The 22,021-nt window shown below is 63.4% G+C and carries 17 protein-coding genes and 2 riboswitches; of the genes, 13 read left to right on the forward strand and 4 right to left on the reverse strand.

The window, feature by feature from the left end:
• Window positions 1-47: 47 nt before the first annotated feature.
• Window positions 48-1,967 carry an ABC transporter ATP-binding protein/permease gene (locus F0Q45_RS01755; protein ID WP_149652268.1) on the reverse strand — a complete coding sequence of 640 codons (1,920 nt, stop codon included), beginning with the start codon at window positions 1,965-1,967 and terminating at the stop codon, window positions 48-50.
• 106 nt (window positions 1,968-2,073) lie between these two features.
• Between F0Q45_RS01755 and F0Q45_RS01760 the strand changes: the two genes are divergently transcribed.
• The 12 genes from F0Q45_RS01760 to gcvP all read left to right on the forward strand — a co-directional run bounded on the left by F0Q45_RS01760 (window position 2,074) and on the right by gcvP (window position 15,686).
• Window positions 2,074-3,717, forward strand: a complete 1,644-nt coding sequence (locus F0Q45_RS01760) for an acetolactate synthase (RefSeq protein ID WP_149652269.1) — start codon at window positions 2,074-2,076, stop codon at window positions 3,715-3,717.
• An 88-nt stretch (window positions 3,718-3,805) separates the two neighbouring features.
• A complete protein-coding gene (gene secA2, locus F0Q45_RS01765) occupies window positions 3,806-6,142 on the forward strand; it encodes an accessory Sec system translocase SecA2 (RefSeq protein ID WP_149652270.1) in 2,337 nt (778 codons plus the stop codon).
• A 116-nt stretch (window positions 6,143-6,258) separates the two neighbouring features.
• Entirely contained in the window at window positions 6,259-6,891 is a 633-nt protein-coding gene (locus F0Q45_RS01770; RefSeq protein WP_149652271.1) for a CDP-alcohol phosphatidyltransferase family protein, read from the forward strand.
• Window positions 6,884-7,804 (forward strand): DUF881 domain-containing protein, encoded by a 921-nt coding sequence (locus tag F0Q45_RS01775; RefSeq protein WP_149652272.1) that lies wholly within the window; start codon window positions 6,884-6,886, stop codon window positions 7,802-7,804. Before F0Q45_RS01770 ends, F0Q45_RS01775 begins: the two co-directional genes overlap by 8 nt.
• A gap of 61 nt (window positions 7,805-7,865) precedes the next feature.
• Window positions 7,866-8,198, forward strand: coding sequence for a small basic family protein (locus tag F0Q45_RS01780; protein WP_085158732.1), 333 nt, complete (start codon window positions 7,866-7,868; stop codon window positions 8,196-8,198).
• A 16-nt stretch (window positions 8,199-8,214) separates the two neighbouring features.
• Entirely contained in the window at window positions 8,215-9,051 is an 837-nt protein-coding gene (locus tag F0Q45_RS01785) for a DUF881 domain-containing protein (protein WP_149652273.1), read from the forward strand.
• A gap of 23 nt (window positions 9,052-9,074) precedes the next feature.
• On the forward strand, window positions 9,075-9,473 hold the full coding sequence (gcvH, locus tag F0Q45_RS01790) for a glycine cleavage system protein GcvH (RefSeq protein WP_149652318.1): 399 nt from the start codon (window positions 9,075-9,077) through the stop codon (window positions 9,471-9,473).
• 270 nt (window positions 9,474-9,743) lie between these two features.
• Window positions 9,744-10,223 carry a glycogen accumulation regulator GarA gene (garA, locus tag F0Q45_RS01795; protein WP_373424904.1) on the forward strand — a complete coding sequence of 160 codons (480 nt, stop codon included), beginning with the start codon at window positions 9,744-9,746 and terminating at the stop codon, window positions 10,221-10,223.
• A complete protein-coding gene (ftsR, locus tag F0Q45_RS01800; RefSeq protein ID WP_149652275.1) occupies window positions 10,207-10,950 on the forward strand; it encodes a transcriptional regulator FtsR in 744 nt (247 codons plus the stop codon). Before garA ends, ftsR begins: the two co-directional genes overlap by 17 nt.
• 74 nt (window positions 10,951-11,024) lie before the next feature.
• Window positions 11,025-11,519, forward strand: a complete 495-nt coding sequence (locus F0Q45_RS01805; RefSeq protein ID WP_149652276.1) for a bifunctional nuclease family protein — start codon at window positions 11,025-11,027, stop codon at window positions 11,517-11,519.
• A gap of 364 nt (window positions 11,520-11,883) precedes the next feature.
• Window positions 11,884-12,528, forward strand: a complete 645-nt coding sequence (locus F0Q45_RS01810) for a MerR family transcriptional regulator (protein ID WP_188112747.1) — start codon at window positions 11,884-11,886, stop codon at window positions 12,526-12,528.
• A gap of 79 nt (window positions 12,529-12,607) precedes the next feature.
• Window positions 12,608-12,705, forward strand: a riboswitch (glycine riboswitch).
• Window positions 12,706-12,829, forward strand: a riboswitch (glycine riboswitch).
• A 31-nt stretch (window positions 12,830-12,860) separates the two neighbouring features.
• A complete protein-coding gene (gene gcvP, locus F0Q45_RS01815) occupies window positions 12,861-15,686 on the forward strand; it encodes an aminomethyl-transferring glycine dehydrogenase (RefSeq protein ID WP_149652278.1) in 2,826 nt (941 codons plus the stop codon).
• Window positions 15,687-15,692: 6 nt separating this feature from the next.
• Here gcvP and F0Q45_RS01820 read toward each other — a convergent pair whose 3' ends face one another.
• Window positions 15,693-16,553: a haloalkane dehalogenase gene (locus F0Q45_RS01820; RefSeq protein ID WP_149652279.1), complete on the reverse strand. Its 861-nt coding sequence runs from the start codon at window positions 16,551-16,553 to the stop codon at window positions 15,693-15,695.
• Between the two features lie 49 nt (window positions 16,554-16,602).
• On the opposite strand from F0Q45_RS01820, the gene F0Q45_RS01825 reads away from it, so the two are divergent.
• Window positions 16,603-17,493 carry an alpha/beta fold hydrolase gene (locus F0Q45_RS01825; RefSeq protein WP_149652280.1) on the forward strand — a complete coding sequence of 297 codons (891 nt, stop codon included), beginning with the start codon at window positions 16,603-16,605 and terminating at the stop codon, window positions 17,491-17,493.
• Here F0Q45_RS01825 and F0Q45_RS01830 read toward each other — a convergent pair.
• Together F0Q45_RS01830 and F0Q45_RS01835 are read right to left on the reverse strand one after the other, a co-directional pair.
• Entirely contained in the window at window positions 17,485-19,596 is a 2,112-nt protein-coding gene (locus F0Q45_RS01830; protein ID WP_149652281.1) for a substrate-binding domain-containing protein, read from the reverse strand. The two genes, F0Q45_RS01825 and F0Q45_RS01830, sit on opposite strands and share 9 nt — an antisense overlap.
• A 95-nt stretch (window positions 19,597-19,691) precedes the next feature.
• Complete coding sequence (locus tag F0Q45_RS01835; RefSeq protein WP_149652282.1) at window positions 19,692-21,899, reverse strand: malate synthase G; 2,208 nt, start codon at window positions 21,897-21,899, stop codon at window positions 19,692-19,694.
• Window positions 21,900-22,021: the final 122 nt, after the last annotated feature.

The raw sequence follows: 22,021 nt of genomic DNA on the forward strand, positions 1-22,021 counted from the left end.
CGCCGGAGCGCACGCGGCCCGCAGACCTTGGCGCAAAGCGAGTCAGGCTACACCGTTGCCGGCTCTTTCTTCACCGGTCCCAGCCGCCAAGGGCCGCCACCGAGCAGCTCGAGCTGTTGGTCGTGCAGCCTTTCCAGCGCGGGTCGGTGACTGACGCTGACAACGATGCAGTCCGGTAGTTCTGTCCGCAGCAATTCGTAGAGCGCGAATTCCAGGCCCGAATCCAGCGCCGACGTACTTTCGTCGAGGAAGACAGCTTTGGGTTTGGTGAGCAGGATGCGCGCGAAGGCAACCCGCTGTTGCTCGCCGGGAGACAACACCTTAGCCCAGTCTCGCTCTTCGTCTAGCCGGTCGCATAACGGCGCGAGAGCCACCTTGGTGAGCGTCTCCCGCAGTGTCGCATCGGGGATGGTCAGCGCGGAGTTCGGGTAGCACACCACGTCGCGTAGCGTGCCGAGCGGCACATATGGCAACTGCGACAAGAACATCGTTTCATTGTCGCCATCCGGACGACGCAAGGTCCCCGAGGCATACGGCCACAGCTCGGCTAGGCTGCGCAGCAACGTGGTCTTACCGGACCCGGATCGGCCGGTAATCACCAACGAGTCCCCGCAGCCTAGCCGCACATCGAGCGGATCGATCAGCCGATCGCCGGCGGGGGTGCGAACTTCGATGTCCTCAAGCACGACAGACTCGTCGTCGCTCGGCTGGGTCAGGACCGCCGGCAACGCGCGGCCCTTTTCATTGGCGTCGACCAGACCGTACAAGCGGATGATTGCCGCGCGGAAGGAAGCAAACGCGTCGTAGTTGTTACGGAAAAACGACAACGAGTCGTGAATATTGCCGAAGGCGATCGCCGTCTGGCTCACATCGCCGAATTCGATTTGCCCGGCGAACAATCGGGGGGCCTGGAGCACCCACGGCAGCGGAACGATCGTCTGGCTCACCGACAGATTCCAGCCATTGAAGGCGATGCTGCGGCGGACATACCGGCGGTAGTTATCGATAACCGGGGTGAAACGTTGGCTTAGCTGCGCCCTCTCCACCCGCTCCCCCCGATAGAAACCCACGGCCTCAGCGGCATCTCGCAATCGGACCAGCGCGTAACGGAAAGCGGCATTGAGCTTTTCGTTACGAAAGCTCAGCCAGATCAGCGGACGTCCGATGACGAACGAGATGATTGTGGCCACAAGTACGTAGCACAAAACAGTCCAAAACATTGCGCGCGGAAAATCGAAGCCAAAGATGGTCAGGGTGCCCGACAAGTTCCACAAGATCGCGGTGAACGAAATTACTGAAATAATGGACTGCACGGCGCCGAAGAGCAACGTGCTGCCGGTCCCGTGGGAGGGAGCATTCGGGGTGCCACCGACTCCAGCGGTAAAGATATCAATGTCTTGCTGAATGCGCTGGTCTGGATTGTCGATTGTTTCGTCGATGAAGAGATCCCGGTAGTAGGCCCTGCCGTCGAGCCAGTCTTTGGTGAGGTGATCGGTCAGCCACACTCGCCAGGCAATGATGAAGCGCTGTGTCAGATAGATGTCGGCCATGACCCGGGCGACGTGCATCACGGCCATGATGCTGAAGACCCGGATCGACATCCAAAATCCGCTCACCCCTGAGCGTTTCACCGCGTCATCACCGGCAGCAGTGCCTTGGAATGCCTTCTGCAAAGCTGTGTACATATCGTTGCCCTGGTAGCTGAACAGCACGTTCAAACGCACCGCCAGGACCACCGAAAGCAACAGCACACCAAGCATCAGCCACACGCGAATGCTGTGAGGTCCCACGAAGTACTCGCTGGTGATCCGCCAATACTGCGGCCCCCACGGTGTCAAGTACCTCAGCAGAACCAGCACAACCAAGACACAGACAACGCTGATCACCCAGGCTTTACCGACCCAATATAACGAATCCACGAATGCCCTAGACCAATCGATTGAGGGCGTAAACGGCTTCGGGCCCAAGGTTGATGCTCCTCACGGTCACGTTGTTCAGCTGGCTGCTCAACAGAAATCCTTCGGCGAAGGTACCCGAAGGAGGCGGCGGATAGGCTTTCCGACTATGACGGAGATGAGCACCGATGCCGCCGCTGCCCCGACCGTCCATGCCGGACGGCTCATCGCGCGCCGGCTCCAGGCCAGCAGCATCGACATGGTTTTCACGCTGTCTGGCGGCCACCTGTTTTCCATCTACGACGGCTGCCACCAGGAAGGTATCCGCCTTGTCGATACCCGCCACGAACAGACTGCGGCCTTCGCCGCCGAGGGCTGGTCGAAGGTCACCAGGGTGCCCGGAGTGGCAGCCCTTACCGCAGGTCCGGGCGTCACCAACGGCATGAGCGCGATGGCCGCCGCGCAACAGAATCAGTCGCCGCTGGTGGTGCTCGGTGGTCGCGCACCCGCCCTGCGCTGGGGAAGGGGTTCGCTGCAAGAGATCGACCATGTGCCATTTGTGGCACCGCTGGCTCGCTTTGCCGCTACAGCGCAGTCAGCCGCCGATGCAGGCCGGTTGCTCGATGCGGCACTCCGGGCAGCGCTGGGTGCCCCGTCGGGCGTGGCGTTCGTCGACTTCCCGATGGACCACGTGTTCTCCATGTCAGACGATGATGATCGTCCTGGCGCTCTGACAGACTTGCCCGTGGCCGCCCGCCCCGACGGTGACGCCCTGGACCGGGCGGCCGAGCTGCTGTCAGGGGCCCAACGTCCGGTCATCATGGCAGGCACCAACGTCTGGTGGGGACACGCTGAGAGTGCGCTGTTTCGACTTGCCGAGGAATGCCGGATTCCGGTGCTGATGAACGGGATGGCTCGTGGTGTGGTGCCCGCCGACCACCCGCTGGCTTTCTCGCGCGCGCGCTCAAAAGCATTGCGCGAGGCCGATGTTGCGCTGATCGTCGGGGTGCCCATGGATTTTCGGCTGGGATTCGGCGAGGTGTTCGGTTCGCAAACCAAGCTGGTAGTAGCAGATCGCGCCGAACCCGAGCGGGGGCATCCGCGGCCTATCGCGGCCGGCCTCTACGGCGACCTGACCGCAATCCTCTCGGCACTGGCCGGACCCGCCGGCACCGACCATCAAAACTGGATCGATGACCTTCGGACGGCCGAGACCGCGGCCCGCGACCTGGAGAAGGTCGAACTCGCCGAGGATCGAATTCCGCTGCATCCGATGCGGGTATACGCCGAGCTGGCGCCGTTGCTCGACCGCGACGCCATCGTCGTCATCGACGCGGGCGATTTCGGGTCCTACGCAGGCCGAGTGATAGACAGCTATCTGCCCGGCTGCTGGTTGGATAGCGGTCCGTTCGGCTGCCTTGGTTCGGGACCCGGCTACGCGCTGGCCGCCAAACTGGCGCGTCCCGAACGCCAGGTGGTGCTGTTGCAGGGTGACGGCGCATTTGGGTTCAGCGGCATGGAATGGGACACCTTGGTCCGGCACAACGTGCCGGTGGTGTCGGTGATCGGCAACAACGGAATCTGGGCGCTGGAAAAGCACCCCATGGAGGCGTTGTACGGCTATTCAGTGGTGGCGGAGTTGCGTCCCGGCACCCGCTACGACGAGGTGGTTCGCGCGTTGGGAGGCCACGGCGAGCTGGTGTCGGCGCCCGCCGCCCTTCGTCCGGCGCTGCAACGTGCCTTTGCCAGTGGTCTGCCGGCCGTCGTCAACGTCCTCACTGACCCCAGCGTCGCGTACCCGCGGCGGTCGAACTTGGCTTGACGGGCCGTAAGCGGCCTTGGTTTGGCCGTCGTGTCCCAGCCCAACACGCGACCTCACGTTGGTCGATGGGTCCGCGTACCGTTGGGCTGTGTCCAAGACCACCCGCAGGCAACCCGACCGTCTCAGTAGCCGGTTCTGGCGACTTCTGGGCGCCAGCACGGAAAAGAACCGCCATCGGTCCCTTAGCCAGGTGACCGCAGCAACGGAGTACGACAAAGAAGCCGCCGACCTTACCGACGAAAAGCTGCGCAAGGCGGCAGGGCTGCTCGATCTCGACGATCTCGCGGACTCCGCCGACGTTCCGCAGTTTCTGGCGATTGCCCGGGAGGCAGCCGAGCGAGCAACCGGACTGCGCCCGTTCGACGTGCAGTTGCTCGGCGCACTGCGCATGCTTGCCGGTGACGTGATCGAAATGGCGACAGGTGAGGGCAAGACGCTCGCCGGCGCAATTGCGGCCGCCGGCTACGCGTTAGGCGGCCGGCACGTCCACGTCGTGACCATCAACGACTACTTGGCCCGCCGCGATGCGGAATGGATGGGCCCGCTTCTGGAGGCGATGGGCCTGACGGTGGGCTGGATTACCGCAGAGTCCAGCAGCGCGGACCGCAGGGCGGCATATAGCTGCGACGTCACTTACGCCTCGGTCAATGAGATTGGTTTCGACGTCCTGCGCGACCAGCTGGTCACCGACGTCGAGGACCTGGTATCGCCCAATCCGGACGTGGCCCTGATCGACGAGGCCGACTCCGTACTCGTCGACGAAGCGCTGGTGCCGCTTGTCCTGGCCGGCACCACCCACCGTGAGACGCCACGGCTAGAGATCATCACGCTGATTGGTGAGCTTGTCGGCGGCAACGACGCCGACGAGTACTTTGCCACCGACTCCGACAACCGCAATGTCCACCTAACCGAGGCCGGTGCCCACAAGGTCGAAAAGGCGCTCGGCGGCATCGACCTGTACTCCGAGGAGCACGTCGGCACCACGCTGACGGAGGTCAACGTCGCCCTGCACGCTCATGTGCTGTTGCAGCGCGACGTGCACTACATCGTCAGAGACGGTGCCGTACACCTCATCAACGCCTCACGCGGGCGCATCGCACAACTGCAGCGCTGGCCGGACGGGCTACAGGCCGCCGTCGAGGCCAAGGAAGGTATCGAGACGACCGAGACCGGGGAGGTACTCGACACAATCACGGTGCAGGCGCTGATTAACCGCTATGTCACCGTGTGCGGCATGACGGGCACCGCGCTGGCCGCCGGCGAGCAGCTACGCCAGTTCTACAAACTCGGTGTGTCACCGATACCACCGAACACGCCCAATATCCGCGAGGACGAGTCCGACCGGGTCTATATCACCGCCGCGGCCAAGAACGATGCGATCGTCGCGCACATCGCCGAAGTCCACGAGACCGGGCAACCAGTGTTAGTGGGCACCCGTGACGTCGCGGAATCCGAGGAATTGCATGAGCGGCTGCTGCGTCGCGACGTTCCCGCGGTGGTGCTCAACGCGAAAAACGATGCCGAAGAGGCCCAGGTGATCGCCGAGGCCGGCAAGTTCGGCACCGTCACCGTATCGACACAGATGGCCGGGCGCGGCACCGATATCCGGCTCGGCGGATCAGATGAGTCCGACCACGACCAGGTCGCCGAACTGGGTGGGCTGCACGTGGTCGGGACTGGCCGCCATCACACTGAGCGGTTGGACAACCAGCTGCGCGGTCGTGCTGGGCGCCAAGGTGACCCCGGGTCGTCGGTGTTCTTCTCGAGCTGGGAAGACGACGTCGTGCTGGCCAACCTCGACAGCAACAAGCTGCCCATGGACACCGACGAGGACGGCCGGATCGTCAGCACCAAGGCGGCCGCGCTGCTCGATCATGCCCAGCGCGTCGCGGAGGGGCGGATGCTGGACGTGCATGCCAATACCTGGCGGTACAACCAGTTGATCGCACAGCAACGCGCCATCATCGTCGACCGGCGAAACACCTTGCTGCGTACGGCAACTGCACGTGAGGAACTTGCTCAGCTGGCGCCCGAGCGGTATGAGGAGCTGTCGGAGGCGATCAGTGTTGAGCGCATGGAGAAGATCTGCCGGCTCATCATGCTCTATCACCTTGACCGCGGCTGGGCCGACCATCTGGCCTACCTGGCCGACATCCGCGAAAGCATCCACCTGCGAGCGTTGGGCCGCCAAAATCCGCTCGACGAGTTCCACCGGCTGGCGGTCGACGCGTTCGCATCGCTTGCGGCCGACGCGATTGAAGCGGCTCAGCAGACGTTCGAAACCGCAAACATCCTCGAAGAGGAGCCTGGACTGGACCTGTCCAAGCTGGCCCGGCCGACATCGACGTGGACATACATGGTCAACGACAATCCGCTGTCCGATGACACGCTGTCCACGCTGAGTTTGCCTGGTGTGTTCCGCTGAGGCTGCCGGTGCCCCCGCGAAGTCCGAAGGTGTCGTTAGGTGCCGGTGTCGGAGCGGTGGGCTACGCGCCGAACCGTTTACCGGACCGTAGTGTTGCCGAGCTAAGGTCACGGCTCATGGAGCCGCTGCCCACGCAGGATCGCGTGCTGACGGTACCCAACATGCTGAGCATCATTCGCTTGGCGCTCATCCCGGTATTCGTCTACGTGATGCTGGTTGCGCACGTCGATGGCTGGGCGGTGGCAATCCTGGTATTCAGCGGTGTGTCGGATTGGGCCGACGGCAAGATCGCGCGGCTGCTGCCCAACCAGTCGTCGCGCCTGGGCGTGCTGCTGGACCCGGCCGTCGATCGGCTATACATGGTTACGGTACCGATCGTGTTGGCGCTCAGCGGAATCGTTCCGTGGTGGTTTGTCCTCACACTGCTGGCCCGCGACGCTGCGTTGGCTATGACGCTGCCGCTGCTGTGGAGCCGCGGATTGTCGGCGCTTCCGGTCACCTACATTGGCAAGGCGGCAACTTTTGCTCTGATGGCCGGCTTTCCGGTGGTGCTGTTGGGGCAGTGGAACGCCCTGTGGAGCCGAGTACTTGAAGCCTGTGGTTGGGCATTTCTGATCTGGGGTATGTATGCGTACCTGTGGGCATTTGTGCTGTACGCAGTGCAGATGACGTTGGTGCTGCGTCGGGTGCCTTCGATCAAACAGCGGGCTTGCCAACCCGTCGCGCCAAGGCGACGTGACGATGGCTAAGCCGGAGCTGCTGCTTGGCGGTTATGACCCCAACGCCGGCTACAGCGCCCATTCGGCGGCGCGGCCGCAGAGTAACCCGGTGCCGTCGCTGCTGCGCGCGCTGCTGTCGGAGCATCTCGATCCCGGTTACGCAGCAGCCGCGGCTAAGCGGGACCGCTCGAGCACGCCCCCAGATGGTCGTGGCATGTTCGGCTGGATGTGGCAGGCTATGGCGGCAGCGCTGGTGGCGGCGGTGTTCGCGGCCGCTGTCGCGCAAGCCCGGTCAGTTGCGCCAGGAGTGCGGGCCGCCCAGCAGTTGTTGGTTTCCAACGTCCGTTCGACTCAGGCCGCAGCAGCCAAGTTGTCTCAGCGGCGCAATCTGCTGTCCGCGAGAGTCGATGAAGTTCAACGGGTCGCTTTGGCCGACGACGCCGAGGGGCAACGGCTACTGACCCGTCTGGATGCCCTGAGCTTGGCGGCTGCCAGCACATCGGTCATCGGCCCGGGTTTGACGATAACGGTGACCGAGCCGGGTGTGGGGCCTAACCTTTCCGACGCTTCCAAGCAACGGGTCAGCGGCAGCCAGCAAATCATCCTCGACCGCGACCTGCAGCTCGTGGTCAATTCCTTATGGGGCAGCGGTGCGGAGGCAGTCTCGGTCGACGGCGCGCGGATCGGACCAAATGTGACCATCCGGCAGGCCGGGGGAGCGATCCTGGTGGACAACAACCCCACGAGAAGCCCCTACATGATCCTCGCGATCGGACCGCCACACGCGCTGCAAGATGCTTTCGAGGACAGTCCCGGTATGCGTCGTCTTAGGCTGCTGGAGATCTCCTACGGCGTCGGAGTCAGCGTGAATGCCGGCGACGGTCTCACACTGCCGGCCGGTGCGATCCGGGATATCAGATTCGCCAAGCAGGTTGGGTCGTAGTGAGACGAGTGGTGGTGGTAGTGGCCCCGATGGGAGAGCCACCGACCGGAATCCGACCGACATGATTGGTATTGCGGCCCTAGCCGTGGGCATCGTACTGGGTTTGGTCTTTCACCCCAGCGTGCCCGAGGTAATCCAGCCATATCTACCGATCGCGGTGGTCGCTGCGCTCGACGCCGTGTTCGGCGGTCTGCGTGCCTACCTAGAGCGGATCTTCGACCCAAAGGTTTTTGTGGTGTCGTTCGTGTTCAACGTCTTGGTGGCAGCCCTGATCGTTTACGTGGGCGATCAATTGGGGGTTGGCACACAATTGTCAACGGCGATCATCGTCGTATTGGGCATACGCATCTTCGGTAATACGGCCGCTCTGCGGCGCCGACTCTTCGGAGCATGACAGAGGTGATGTCAGCGTGAGCCAGGACCCCCGCGACGGCGCCAACGACGAAACCCGTGGCACGACAACCCGGCGTGGTCGCCATGAATTGCCCGCCGACCGCCCCCGCCCCGAGATCGGGCCGTTGGGCCGGATGGGAGTTTCTGCACTCGTGCGGGACGGTCGCTCGCGGATGCTGTTCGGGATGCTCGCGATCATGCTATGCCTGGTATTGGGGGTCGCTATCGCTACTCAGGTGCGCCAGACCGAGTCGGGTGATTCTTTGGAGACGGCTCGTCCCGCAGACCTGTTGGTGCTGCTCGATTCACTGCGGCAGCGGGAGGCCACGCTCAACACGGAAGTGGCCGACCTGCAGAACACCTTGAACGCGTTGCAAACATCGGGCAACAACGACCAGGCCGCCATCGAAAGCGCCCAGGCCAGATTGGCAGCGCTGTCAATCCTGGTGGGCGCCGTCGGAGCCACCGGGCCCGGTGTCACGGTGCGGATCGACGATCCCGGACCAGGAGTGGCGCCGGAAGTGATGCTCGACGTGATCAACGAGCTGCGGGCCGCCGGAGCCGAGGCGATCCAGATTAGCGATGCACAACAGTCGGTGCGGGTCGGAGTCGATACCTGGGTCGGGGGTACGCCAGGCTCGCTAACCATCGACACAAGAACGTTGTCGCCGCCGTATTCGATTCTGGCAATTGGTGATCCACCAACGCTGGCCGCGGCGATGAATATTCCCGGCGGCGCCGAGGACAGCAGCAAGCGCGTCGGCGCACGGATGTATGTGCAACAGTCCGACCGGGTTGAGGTGGCCGCCTTGCGGCAACCGAAACCGCACCAATACGCTCAGCCCGTCAAATGAGCACCGACCAGAACAGGATTACCGTGAGCGATGTCCCACCCGATCTGCATTACACCGCCGACCACGAGTGGGTTCGCCGCACCGCCGAAGACACCGTGCGAATCGGGATCACCGACTTCGCGCAGTCGGCGCTAGGCGACGTTGTCTTCGTTCAATTGCCTGACGTGGGCACCCAAGTCACCGCCGGGGAAGCCTTTGGCGAGGTTGAGTCCACCAAGTCGGTGTCAGACCTGTACGCGCCGGTATCAGGCACGATAGCTGCCGTCAACCGTGATCTGGAAGGCACGCCACAGTTGGTGAATACAGACCCCTATGGCGGCGGCTGGCTGCTGGACATCAGGGTCGACAACTCAGCCGGAGTGGAGTCTGCCCTGGCAGCGTTGCTCAGCGCTGAGGCCTACAACGGCACGCTAACCGAATGACGGTTGCTAGGTCCGGCCACAACTCTGCGCGTCAGAATGCGTACCGTGCGATTGACCTAGGAGAAGCCGGGGTTTCGGGCTTACGATCCTGCAATGGTGAGCACCTTGCCGCCGGGGGCCTACCCTCGCGCGGTACGGTCGAGACATTAGCGTTAGCAGGCTTGAGAGGCAGCAAAAGGTAGTACAGGCGGTAATCCGAGGGAGAAACCGGCCGACCGGCCCGGTCAGACAAACTCCACAGCGGCCAGTGAGGAGCAGCGGGTGACGGACATGGACAACGACCAGACCTCTGACGAAGTCACCGTGGAGACGACCTCGGTCTTCCGCGCGGACTTTCTCAACGAATTGGAGGCTCCCGCGCAAGCGGGCACCGAGAGCGCGGTATCTGGCGTAGAGGGACTCCCGGCCGGTTCGGCGCTACTGGTCGTCAAACGGGGACCCAACGCAGGGTCGCGGTTCTTACTCGACCAGCCCATTACCTCCGCCGGCCGGCACCCCGATAGCGACATCTTCCTCGATGATGTGACCGTGAGCCGTCGCCACGCTGAATTTCGTTTGGAGGGCAACGAGTTCAGCGTCGTCGACGTTGGCAGCCTGAACGGCACTTACGTCAACCGGGAACCGGTGGACTCGGCTGTCTTGGCAAACGGCGACGAAGTTCAGATCGGCAAGTTCCGGTTGGTCTTCTTGACCGGTCCGAAGCAAGGTGACGACGAGGGGGCACCGGAGGCAAGTGAGCGCACCCGATAGCCCCGCATTGGCGGGGATGTCAATCGGGGCGGTGTTGGACCTGCTGCGACCCGAATTCCCCGACGTCACGATCTCCAAGATTCGGTTCCTAGAGGCCGAGGGGCTAGTGACGCCGCGGCGCGCCGCATCGGGTTACCGGAGGTTCACCGCGTACGACTGCGCACGACTGCGCTTCATTCTCACCGCTCAACGAGATCACTATCTGCCTCTCAAGGTGATCAGGGCGCAGCTGGAAGCCCAGCCTGACGGTGAGCTGCCATCGTACGGATCTCCCTACGGCGTACCGCGATTGGTGTCGATTGCGGACGACGGCATCGAGGACGTCGGATTCGACCGGGGCGACGCGTTACCCACGCGCATCCGACTCAGTAAGGAAAATCTCCTGGAGCGCTCAGGGGTCGATGACGAGCTGCTGACCGCTCTCTTGAAGGCCGGGGTGATCACCACTGGGCCGGGCGGCTTGTTCGACGAACACGCGGTTGTGATCCTGCAATGTTCCCGGGCACTATCCGAATACGGAGTGGAGCCGCGACATCTACGCGCCTTTCGCTCTGCGGCCGATCGCCAATCTGATCTGATAGCTCAAATCGCCGGCCCGCTAGTCAAGGCCGATAAGGCCGGAGGACGTGACCGCGCCGACGACGTGGCACGGGAGGTCGCCGCGCTCGCGATCACTTTGCACACCTCGTTGATCAAGTCGGCCGTACGCGACGTTCTGCACCGCTGAGGATTAGACTTTCATCAACGGCTTGGCGTCGCGCTGAGTGGGACATGTGCGGCAGGTGCGGAGGGCAGACACATATGGCTGAAGTTCGGGTTGTCGGCATTCGCGTAGAGCAACCGCAAAATCAGCCGGTACTGCTGTTGCGCGAGGCCAACGGTGACCGGTATCTGCCAATCTGGATCGGCCAGTCCGAGGCCGCCGCCATTGCCCTGGAGCAGCAAGGAGTCGAACCGCCCCGACCGCTAACGCATGACCTGATCCGGGATCTCATTGCCGCACTAGGGCATTCGCTCAAGGAAGTCCGCATCGTGGATCTGCAGGAAGGCACTTTTTACGCCGATCTGATCTTCGACCGGGATATCAAAGTTTCTGCTCGTCCCTCCGACTCCGTGGCGATCGCGCTGCGCGTGGGAGTTCCCATCTACGTGGAGGAGGCCGTGCTGGCGCAGGCCGGCCTGCTGATCCCCGACGAGGGCGACGAGGAGGCCGGCAGCGCTGTTCGCGAGGACGAGGTGGAGAAATTCAAAGAATTCCTCGACAGCGTGTCACCGGACGACTTCAAGGCCACCTAACCCAGCCGGGCGACGATGCAGCCCGCGAAGCGGGCTGCGGAGAAGCCCGGCAATCAAACCCAGCCGGGCGACGATGCAGCCCGCGAAGCGGGCTGCGGAGAAGCCCGGCAGGCCCTTGGCAGGAGGACTAGCAACGTCACGGATGCGTCTCATCACTCATAGTGCATTCTCGACACGCCTGGAGGATGGCGTCCAGGATGCCGCGCACGGGCCATACTTTGTTGAAGACTTGAACGTCAACTGGCGCACCGCAACAGTTCACAGCGTATGCTCTGAAGGCACTCGGACATGAAAAATAATGTGGTTGCCGTGACAGCCAGTGACGCAGCTAGTGACAAGAGCGCGATCGGCGAGAGGAAACACCGTGAGCGAGCAGCCACGTCAAGAGCAGCTGGATCTTGCAGACCAGGCGGGTACCGCGACTGACAGTGGCAACAGTGGCACTACCGACAAGGGTGGCGCGACCGAGCCCGTGCAACCTGGCTTGTTCCCCGACGATTCGGTACCCGATGAGTTGGTCGGCTACCGCGGGCCCAGTGCCTGTCAGATCGCCGGCATCACCTATCGCCAGCTCGACTACTGGGCACGCACGTCGTTGGTTGTTCCTTCGATCCGTAGTGCGGCAGGATCCGGAAGCCAGCGACTTTACTCGTTCAAAGACATTCTGGTTCTCAAGATCGTCAAGCGGTTGCTCGACACCGGCATCTCGCTGCACAACATCCGAGTTGCCGTCGACCATCTGCGTCAGCGCGGTGTCCGGGATCTGGCCAACATCACTTTGTTCTCTGACGGCACGACGGTGTATGAATGCACGTCGGCTGAGGAAGTCGTCGACCTCCTGCAAGGCGGCCAGGGTGTGTTCGGGATCGCCGTCTCGGGCGCGATGCGCGAGCTCACCGGCGTTATCGCCGACTTTCACGGTGAGCGGGCCGATGGTGGTGAGTCGATCGCCGCACCAGAAGACGAGCTGGCTTCCCGCCGCAAGCAGCGCGACCGTAAGATCGGCTGACTGCGGGAGGTCATAGCATGCGGCTCGGCATGCGCTGTCGCGACGGGAAGCGGCGGGCCGAGTAAACTGAATCACGCATCGCTCTGGCGCGGGAGAGTTCTGTGGCCGCCAGCTACAGACGCCGAAGGAGCAATACCTCTCCGACAACCTCTCAGGCACCCGGACCGCGTTAGATGACGATGCCTCTGGAAAGCGGTGATGCCCGTTGTGGTATCACCCGCCGATGGGGAAAGGCGCCGACAAGCCGGTGGTGCCGAATCTCTCAGGCGCCTGGTGCACGGGTGAAGACAGAGGGAGAGGGCCGCTAGTCCGTTGCCCTTCAGGAGTTCACCGTGTCCGAGCATTCAACGTTTGCCGACCGCCATATCGGGCTGGACATCGATGCCGTCAGGACCATGTTGTCAGTCATCGGTGTCGACAGCCTCGATGACTTGGCAGTCAAGGCCGTCCCGGCCGGGATCCTGGATACCCTCACCGCAGCGGGCACCGCGCCGGGATTGGACCGGTTGCCGCCCGCCGCCAGTGAGGCCGAGGCGCTGACCGAGCTGCGGGCGCTGGCCGACGCCAACACCGTCGCAGTATCGATGATCGGGCAGGGCTACTACGACACGTTCACCCCGCCGGTGCTGCTGCGCAACATCATGGAGAACCCGGCCTGGTACACCGCCTACACGCCCTACCAACCTGAGATAAGTCAGGGTCGCCTGGAAGCGCTGCTCAATTTCCAGACGATGGTCACTGATCTGACCGGCCTGGAGATCGCCAACGCGTCGATGCTCGACGAAGGCACCGCTGCCGCCGAAGCCATGACGCTGATGCACCGCGCCACCAGCAGCCCCTCGAACCGGCTGGCCGTCGACGTCGACGTGTTCACCCAAACCGCCACGGTATTGGCCACCCGCGCCAAGCCGCTGGGCATCGAGGTCGTCACCGCCGACCTGCGCAACGGCCTGCCCGCAGGCGAATTCTTCGGCGTCATCGCCCAGCTGCCCGGCGCCAGCGGCCGGATCACCGACTGGAGCGCGCTGGCGGCGCAGGCCCACGATCGTGGCGCACTGCTGGCCATCGGCGCCGACCTGTTGGCCCTGACGCTGATCACCCCGCCCGGTGAGATCGGCGCCGACGTCGCGTTCGGCACTACCCAACGTTTTGGCGTACCAATGGGATTCGGCGGCCCACATGCCGGGTATCTGTCCGTGCACGCTAAGTATGCCCGACAGTTGCCTGGACGGCTGGTGGGGGTTTCCGTCGACAGCGATGGGAACCCCGCCTACCGACTCGCGCTGCAAACGCGCGAGCAACACATCCGCCGCGATAAGGCAACCAGCAATATCTGTACTGCCCAGGTGCTGCTGGCGGTGATGGCCGCGATGTACGCCAGCTACCACGGCGCCGAAGGGTTGACCAGCATCGCACGCCGGGTGCATGCCCATGCCGAAACCATCGCCGGTGCGCTGGGTGATGCGCTGGTGCACAGCAAATTTTTCGATACCGTGTCGGCACGCGTGCCGGGGCGTGCTGACGAGGTGATCGCGGCAGCTAAGGCCAAGGGCCTCAACATGTGGCGGATCGATGCTGACCACGTGTCGGTAGCCTGTGACGAGGCCACCACCGACGCTCACGTCAAGGCGGTTTTGGCGGCGTTCGGCGCCGCAGCCGCCGAACCGGCCGGCGCGGATATTGCGACGCGCACCTCGGCGTTCCTGACCCATCCCGCGTTCACGCAATACCGCACGGAGACGGCAATGATGCGCTATCTGCGCGCGTTGGCGGATAAGGACATTGCGTTGGACCGCAGCATGATTCCGCTCGGCTCATGCACGATGAAACTTAACGCCGCCGCCGAAATGGAGTCGATCACCTGGCCGGAGTTCGGGCGCCAACATCCTTTTGCGCCGGCATCGGACACGCCGGGGCTGCGCCGGCTCATCGCCGACTTGGAGAACTGGCTGGTGGCGATCACCGGTTACGACGCAGTCTCCCTGCAGCCGAACGCGGGTTCGCAGGGGGAGTACGCCGGTCTGTTGGCGATCCAGGCCTATCACGCCAGTCGGGGCGAGTCGCATCGCGACATCTGCTTGATCCCTTCCAGCGCACACGGCACCAATGCCGCCTCGGCCGCACTGGCCGGCATGAAGGTCGTTGTGGTGGGCTGTCACGATAACGGTGACGTTGACCTTGACGATCTGCGCGGCAAGGTCAGCGATCACGGTGACCGGCTCGCCGCACTGATGATCACCTACCCGTCCACCCATGGGGTGTACGAGCACGACATCGCCGAAATCTGTGCGTCGGTGCACGACGCCGGGGGCCAAGTGTACGTCGACGGCGCCAATCTCAACGCTCTGGTTGGTCTGGCCCGACCGGGCAGATTCGGCGGCGACGTCAGCCACCTCAACTTACACAAGACGTTCTGCATCCCACACGGTGGCGGCGGTCCGGGCGTCGGCCCCGTGGCGGTGCGTTCGCATTTGGCCCCATTCCTACCGGGCCACCCTTTCGCCTCCGCGTTACCACAGGGCCACCCGGTATCTTCGGCCCCGTATGGGTCGGCTTCGATATTGCCGATCACCTGGGCGTATATCCGCATGATGGGCGCCAAAGGCCTGCGGGCGGCATCGCTTCATGCGATCGCGTCGGCCAACTACATCGCGCGCCGCCTAGACGAGTACTACCCGGTGCTGTACACCGGAGACAACGGGATGGTCGCCCACGAGTGCATACTCGACCTGCGCGGTATCACCAAGGCGACCGGCGTCACCGTCGACGATGTAGCAAAGCGGTTGGCAGACTACGGTTTTCACGCGCCGACGATGAGCTTCCCGGTGGCTGGAACGCTGATGGTGGAACCCACCGAAAGCGAGAGCCTGGCCGAGGTCGACGCATTTTGCGACGCGATGATCAGCATCCGCGCCGAGATCAACAAAGTCGGTGGTGGTCAGTGGCCAGCTGACGATAACCCGCTACGGAACGCACCGCATACCGCTGAGTGCTTGCTGGTGACCGATTGGGGCCACCCCTACACCCGGCAGGAGGCCGCCTACCCACTCGGCGTTACGTTCCGGCCCAAGGTCTGGCCACCGGTGCGCCGTATCGACGGCGCATACGGCGACCGCAACCTGGTGTGCTCCTGTCCGCCGATGGAGGCGTTCGCTTGACGGCTTTCAGCCGAATCGGTCGACGATCGCGGCGGCAATCCGGTCGGGCTCATCCTCTTGAATGAAGTGCTTGGCGTGTGGCAACTCGACCAGGACGTGATCGGGAAATGTCGCGCGCATCCGAGGCAGCATCAGTCCGGGTCTGAACGCGAAGTCCTTCATGCCCCATACAAAAAGGGCGGGCTTGGTGCCCAGTTTGGACGGCACTTCCCGGGCCAGCCGCGACAAGAGGGGGCCAGCCGCCAAGATTTCCTTCGGCATCCTGGCAACCCCCGCCCGGTCCGCCGGAGTGGGCTGCACAGCGCGGTAGTGTTCCATCACCGCGTCACTCGGCGGGCGCTGCGTTCCCGCCGGTATTAATCGCTCCACGAAGAAATTGCGCTGCACGATCGCGTACTGCAGCGGCGGGCTGGACATCACCCTGCTGAACACTTTCATCGTCAGAGTGTCGGCCGGCCAGAACCAGGTGTTGCCCAACACGATGCCGCGTACTCGATCAGCTCGCTCGACCGCGACCGCTGTGCTGATCGGACCGCCCCAGTCCTGACCCATCGAGACGTAACCTTCCAGACCGAGGTGGTCGACAAACTCGCCCACCACCTGTGCATGCTCTTCGATCTTGTACCCGAAACCCGCCGGGCGCTCCGATAGGCCGAACCCGAGATAATCCATTGCGATACAACGGAAACGTTCCCGCAGCGCCACGATGATGTTGCGGTACAGAAAGCTCCATGTTGGGTTGCCATGGCACAGTAAGATCGGTGGGCCTTCGCCCTCATCGATGTAATGCATGCGTCCGCGCGAGCTGTCGAACCAGCGCGACTGAAAAGGGTACAGCTGGGGATCCGGGATGAAATCACGGTTCATTGCCCTCGTTAGCCTCCTTCGATGCTGTTCATGATGGTATGCCCGATCTGTGACATCACCGAGTGTTCGAGACTGGCGTGACCGTGGCCGCTGGCTACACACCGCAGTGGGGAAAGTGTTTCTGCGATCGGGGCCGGGGCAAGACCCGACTGTCCTGCTACTGCACGGCTATCCGTCCAGCTCCTTCGACTTTCGGGCGGTGATTCCGCACCTGGCCGGTCAGGCCTGGTTGACGTTGGACTTTCTCGGCTTCGGCTTGTCCGACAAGCCTCGTCCGCACCGCTACAGTCTGCTGCAGCAGGCTGATCTGGTGCAGCGCGTGGTCGCCCACGCCGCAACCGGCCCGGTCGTGGTGCTGGCACACGACATGGGCACGTCGGTGACCACCGAACTGCTCGCTCGGGACCTCGACGGGCGCCTGCCGTTTGACCTGCACCGCGCGGTCCTCAGCAACGGCAGCGTCATCCTGGAGCGCGCCAGCCTTCGTCCGATCCAACAGGTGCTGCGAAGTCCGCTGGGACCCATCGCGGCCCGAATGATCACGCGCGGCGGGTTCACCCGGGGTTTTGGCAAGTTGTTCTCGTCCCAGCATCCGCTGTCACCGGACGAAGCCGACGCCCAGTGGGAGTTGTTGTCTTACAACCACGGCCATCGGATACCACACCTGTTGATCAGTTACCTGCAGGAGCGGGTGAAGTATGCGCAGCGCTGGCACGGTGCGGTACGTGACTGGCCCAAACCGCTCGGCTTCGTCTGGGGCCTGGATGATCCGGTAGCGACAACGAACGTGCTGGACGGACTACGGGAACTGCGACCGCAGGCCGCCGTCGTCGAACTGCCCGGCTTGGGCCACTACCCGCAGCTCGAGGATCCCGCGGCCTATGCCGCGGCGGCGCTCTCGCTCTTGGTCGGCGATCGGGGGCTACCCGGCTCAGCTTAAGAAATTGTTGATCGCGGCCGCGAGCTCCGGGGTGGCCGAAGTCGGCAAGTTTTGGTAGGTGCCACCGCTGAGTTGGGCGACGGCTTCCCAGGTTGCTCGGTCCGGATCAGCACCGAAATCGATGATGTTGACCGCGATGGGCTTGGCCGGGTCCGCGCTGGTGCGGATGAAATCCTGTAGGCCCGCTCCGTCGAGGGTTTGATCGGTGTGCGGCCCCCCGGTCATCACCAGGATCGAATTAGCTTGGCCAGCACGGAAATTGGTCTGAACATCCTGGTAAATGATGCGTAGCGTGGTGAATGACACCGCGCCGCCGCTGGACGGATACTGCTTGTCGAGCGCAGCGATCAGTGCTGCCGAGCGGGGCTGGCCGTTTACTGGGTCAGCCAACGTTCCGGTCGGCACCTCGACGCGACCCTCATGACCGTCGAACGTCCACAGTCCTATGGCCGCACTTGGCGGTAGCGTCTTGAGCCGATTTTCCAGCGCCGCAATCACATTGGCGAGCCGCGTCTTGCCACCCTCGTCGCCAGGCTGCGACTGGTCAAGCATAACGGTGGCCGCCACCCCGATTGACGGTGTGGCCATCACATCAGCGAGGGTGGCACGCATCCCGTCATCGCCGATCGACAGCGCAGCCGGCAGGGCCGCGAAGCTGGTGACTGGGCTGCTCGGCGGTTTGACGCCGCCCACCCGGAAACCCGCCTTGGCCAGCTTCGCGAGTTGTTCGGGTTTTTGCATGTAATGGACAAAAGCACTAGCGGCTGTAGTTTGCTCCTGCGACAGCCACGAGCCGCTGAGCAGCACCGTTGGGTAGTCGGCTATCGCAACCGGCCCGGGCGGCTGCCAGAAAGCCAGCGTTTTCTTCGCATCGGATAATGATTGGGCGCGCTGGAACAGCTGCTGTTCGGTGGTGACCACCGCGTGTACCGGCGCGGCTGCGACGTCGGTTGCCTTGATCAGCGTGTTCATTGCCTCGCTCAGCGACTCCTCGGCCAGCTTGGGCTGGGCAGCCATCAAGGTCCGCACCGCGCCGGTGCCTGCGGTCGGGGGCGCTCCTGCCGGTGCCGATGCGGCCGCAATGGCTTCGCCGGCCAAGAACGCGGCATCGCCGTTGCCTCCGATTGGCATCGCAAGGCGCAGCGAACCCCAGGCCGGCAAGTTCACGCTGGCCATCGAGTTGGGGTCGGCCTGCAAGGCCGGCAACGTCACCCAATTTTGGCTAGAAAGCGCCTGCGCAAGTTCGGGGCGGATGGCAAGCTGCACCGGTGACGTCACCAATGAGCGGCTGTCACTGATGGTTTGGTTACCGGTAGCCGCCGACAGGCGTGCCGCCGAGATGGTGCTGCCGGGGATCCATAATCCTGGCTGCCCGCCCAACTCGGAGGGCCACTTACCGATGAAACCACTGAGGACAGCGTCTGAATCAGCAGCTTTGACAGCCACCGTCACACACCGATCGCCAATCGGGCCCGCCGAGGCGTTGTAGCTGTCGGCGAATTCCTTGACCCGGTCAGCGATCGAGGGGTCGGCGACGACGGCGACGGTGTCTTTGCCGCCAACGCAGCGTGCCGCCGCAGAGTGCGACCGGTGTGACAAGGCGTCGCCGAAAAAGCGCCACACGATCACCCCGGCTACTACCACCACGACCACGACCAGAGCCACGATCACGCCGATACTAACTCCGCGCCGTCCGCCCGTGCTACGGTGGCCGCCCTGCCAGCTGCTCAGTTCCCGGTGGCCCGGGGTGCGATACAGCGGCGGCGGGGGAGTTGCCAACGGCCCGGCACCCTCTGGTAGCGAGCTCGCCGGGCCCGACCCGAAGTCGGGGTACTCGTCTGCCGCGACGGGTGGCTCATGATCTCCGACGACCAGCGACTGTTCATCCTCGGCATAGGGGTTCTCCCCTGAGACATGGCCTTTGCCCCAGTAGCGACCTTCACTAGAGAAATCGTCCGACTCGGCCTCGCCGTAGTCGCCGAAGGATTCTGCGTCCGACGGCTCGAACGACGACTGATTGTCCCCGTCCTGATGCTCCGCTGCGTTCTCGTCGGATGGTCCATTAGCGGAATCCTCCGGATCGGGCAAACTGTGCCTACCCATACCGGTGTCAGCGTCCTCTCCGTTTGAAGGTGCCCGACGTCGCGCCGGCATCAACCACGGATATGGTCCGATTGGTCCGGCTCTTCAGCGGGCCGCTAACGGCCCGCATCGTCACCTATCCGTGCCTTCAGCTCGCGTCGACGGCGATGCAGGATCGGCTCGGTGTAGCCGTTGGGCTGCTGGGCGCCGGTCAAGATTAGGTCCTGGGCGGCTAGGAAGGCGATGCTGTCGTCGAAGTCGGGCGCCATGGGGCGATATGCGGGATCCCCGGCGTTTTGCTTGTCCACCAAGGGCGCCATCCGCTCCAGGCTGGCACGCACGTCCTCGCTGGTGATCACGCCATGTCGCAGCCAGTTGGCTAGCAATTGGCTGGAGATCCGCAGAGTGGCTCGGTCTTCCATGAGTGCCACGTTGTGGATGTCAGGCACCTTCGAACAGCCGACGCCCTGGTCAATCCAGCGCACCACGTACCCCAGGATCGACTGACAGTTGTTGTCGACTTCCTCGCGGATCTCCTCGGGAGCCCAGGCCAGTTCCTTGGCCAACGGAATCGTCAGCAACTGGTCGATGGTGGTACGCGGCTTGCCCTGAAGTTCTTCCTGCACCGCGAAGACATCCACGTAGTGATAGTGCATGGCGTGCAGGGTGGCTGCGGTGGGGGACGGCACCCAGGCTGTGGTGGCGCCGGCCCTGGGCTGGGCGATCTTCTGCTCCACCATGTCAGCCATCAGCTCGGTCATCGCCCACATGCCCTTGCCGATCTGGGCCTTGCCGGTGAAACCGGCGGCTAGGCCGATGTCGACGTTGGCGTCCTCGTAGGCCTTGATCCAGGCGGTGTTCTTCATCGCACCCTTGCGGATCATCGGGCCGGCCTCCATCGACGTGTGGATCTCGTCGCCGGTGCGGTCCAGGAACCCGGTGTTGATGAATACGACACGGTCCGCCGCGGCTTTGATGCACGCCTTGAGGTTGACGGTGGTACGCCGTTCCTCGTCCATGATGCCGACCTTCATGGTGCCCTGCGGCAAGCCCAGCACGTCTTCGACCCGGCTGAACAGCTCGCACGTGAATGCCACCTCGGCTGGGCCGTGCATCTTGGGTTTCACGATATAGATGGAACCGGTGCGACTATTCGCCAACGGCCCGTTAGCTTCTCCAGTTCTAAGACCGTGTATAGCGATCAATCCGGTGAATAGCGCATCCATGATGCCTTCGAAGACTGCGCTACCGTCCGCCCCTGCATTTTCGAAGACGATGGCGTCGTTGGTCATCAAGTGGCCAACGTTGCGGACAAACAACAGGCTGCGTCCAGGCAGTGTCAGCTCGCCGCCATCGGGAGTGGTGTAGGTGCGGTCGGAGTTGAGCACGCGGGTGAAATTCTTGCCGTCCTTGGTGACCTGCTCGGCCAGGTCACCCTTGTTCAGGCCGAGCCAGTTGCGGTATCCGTGCACTTTGTCATCCGCATCGACCGCCGCGACTGAGTCCTCGAAGTCCATGATCGTGGTGATCGCTGATTCTAGGATCACGTCATTGACACCAGCCCGATCGGTGGCGCCGACCAGGGATTCCGGGTCGATCAGAATTTCGATGTGCAGCCCGTGGTTGACCAGCAGCACCGACGTCGGCGACTCGGCCGAGCCGGTATAACCGGCGAGCTGGCTAGGTTCAGCCAAACCTGAGGACGAGTCCGCCAGAGCCACCACCAGCTGGCCGTCTTCGACTCTGAAGCTGGTGACATCGGCGTAGGAACCCGCGGCCAGCGGCACGCTGTCGTCAAGAAACTTGCGGGCGTAGGCGATCACTTTGCCGCCGCGGATCTTGTTGTAGCTGGTGCCTTTTTCGGCGCCGTCGGTTTCCGGGATGACATCGGTGCCGTACAACGCGTCGTAGAGGGAGCCCCACCGGGCATTGGCGGCATTCAACGCAAATCGCGCATTCAGTATCGGCACCACCAGCTGCGGACCGGCGGTCTTGGTGATCTCGTCGTCGACGCCGGACGTAGTGATGGTGCAATCTTCTGGTTCGGGCAGCAGGTACCCGATGTCGACGAGAAACTGGCGATACGCCTCCGGATCCAGGGGTTCAATGACGCGATGACGGTGCCACTTGTCGATTTGCGCTTGCAGCTCGTCGCGTGCGTTGAGCAAATCCTGGTTCTGCGGGGTGAGGTCGGTGATCACCTTGTCGACGCCGGCCCAGAAGCTGTCTTGGTCGACGTCGGTGCCGGGCAGGGCCTCGTTGTTCACGAAGTCGTAGAGCACTCTAGCGACGCGCAAGTTGCCCGCCGACACTCGATCTGTCATCGGTTCTCCTCCATAATGGCCATCGCTTTGGCCCCGCTGGGTCCTACTGGCTCCCGCTAGCTATGGCCATCAGCCTACCGACCAGGAGCCTGACGAGCCTATCCGGCCGCCCGCTGGAGCAG

This window comes from Mycobacterium simiae, assembly GCF_008370645.1.
GTDB classification, from domain to species: domain Bacteria; phylum Actinomycetota; class Actinomycetes; order Mycobacteriales; family Mycobacteriaceae; genus Mycobacterium; species Mycobacterium simiae_A.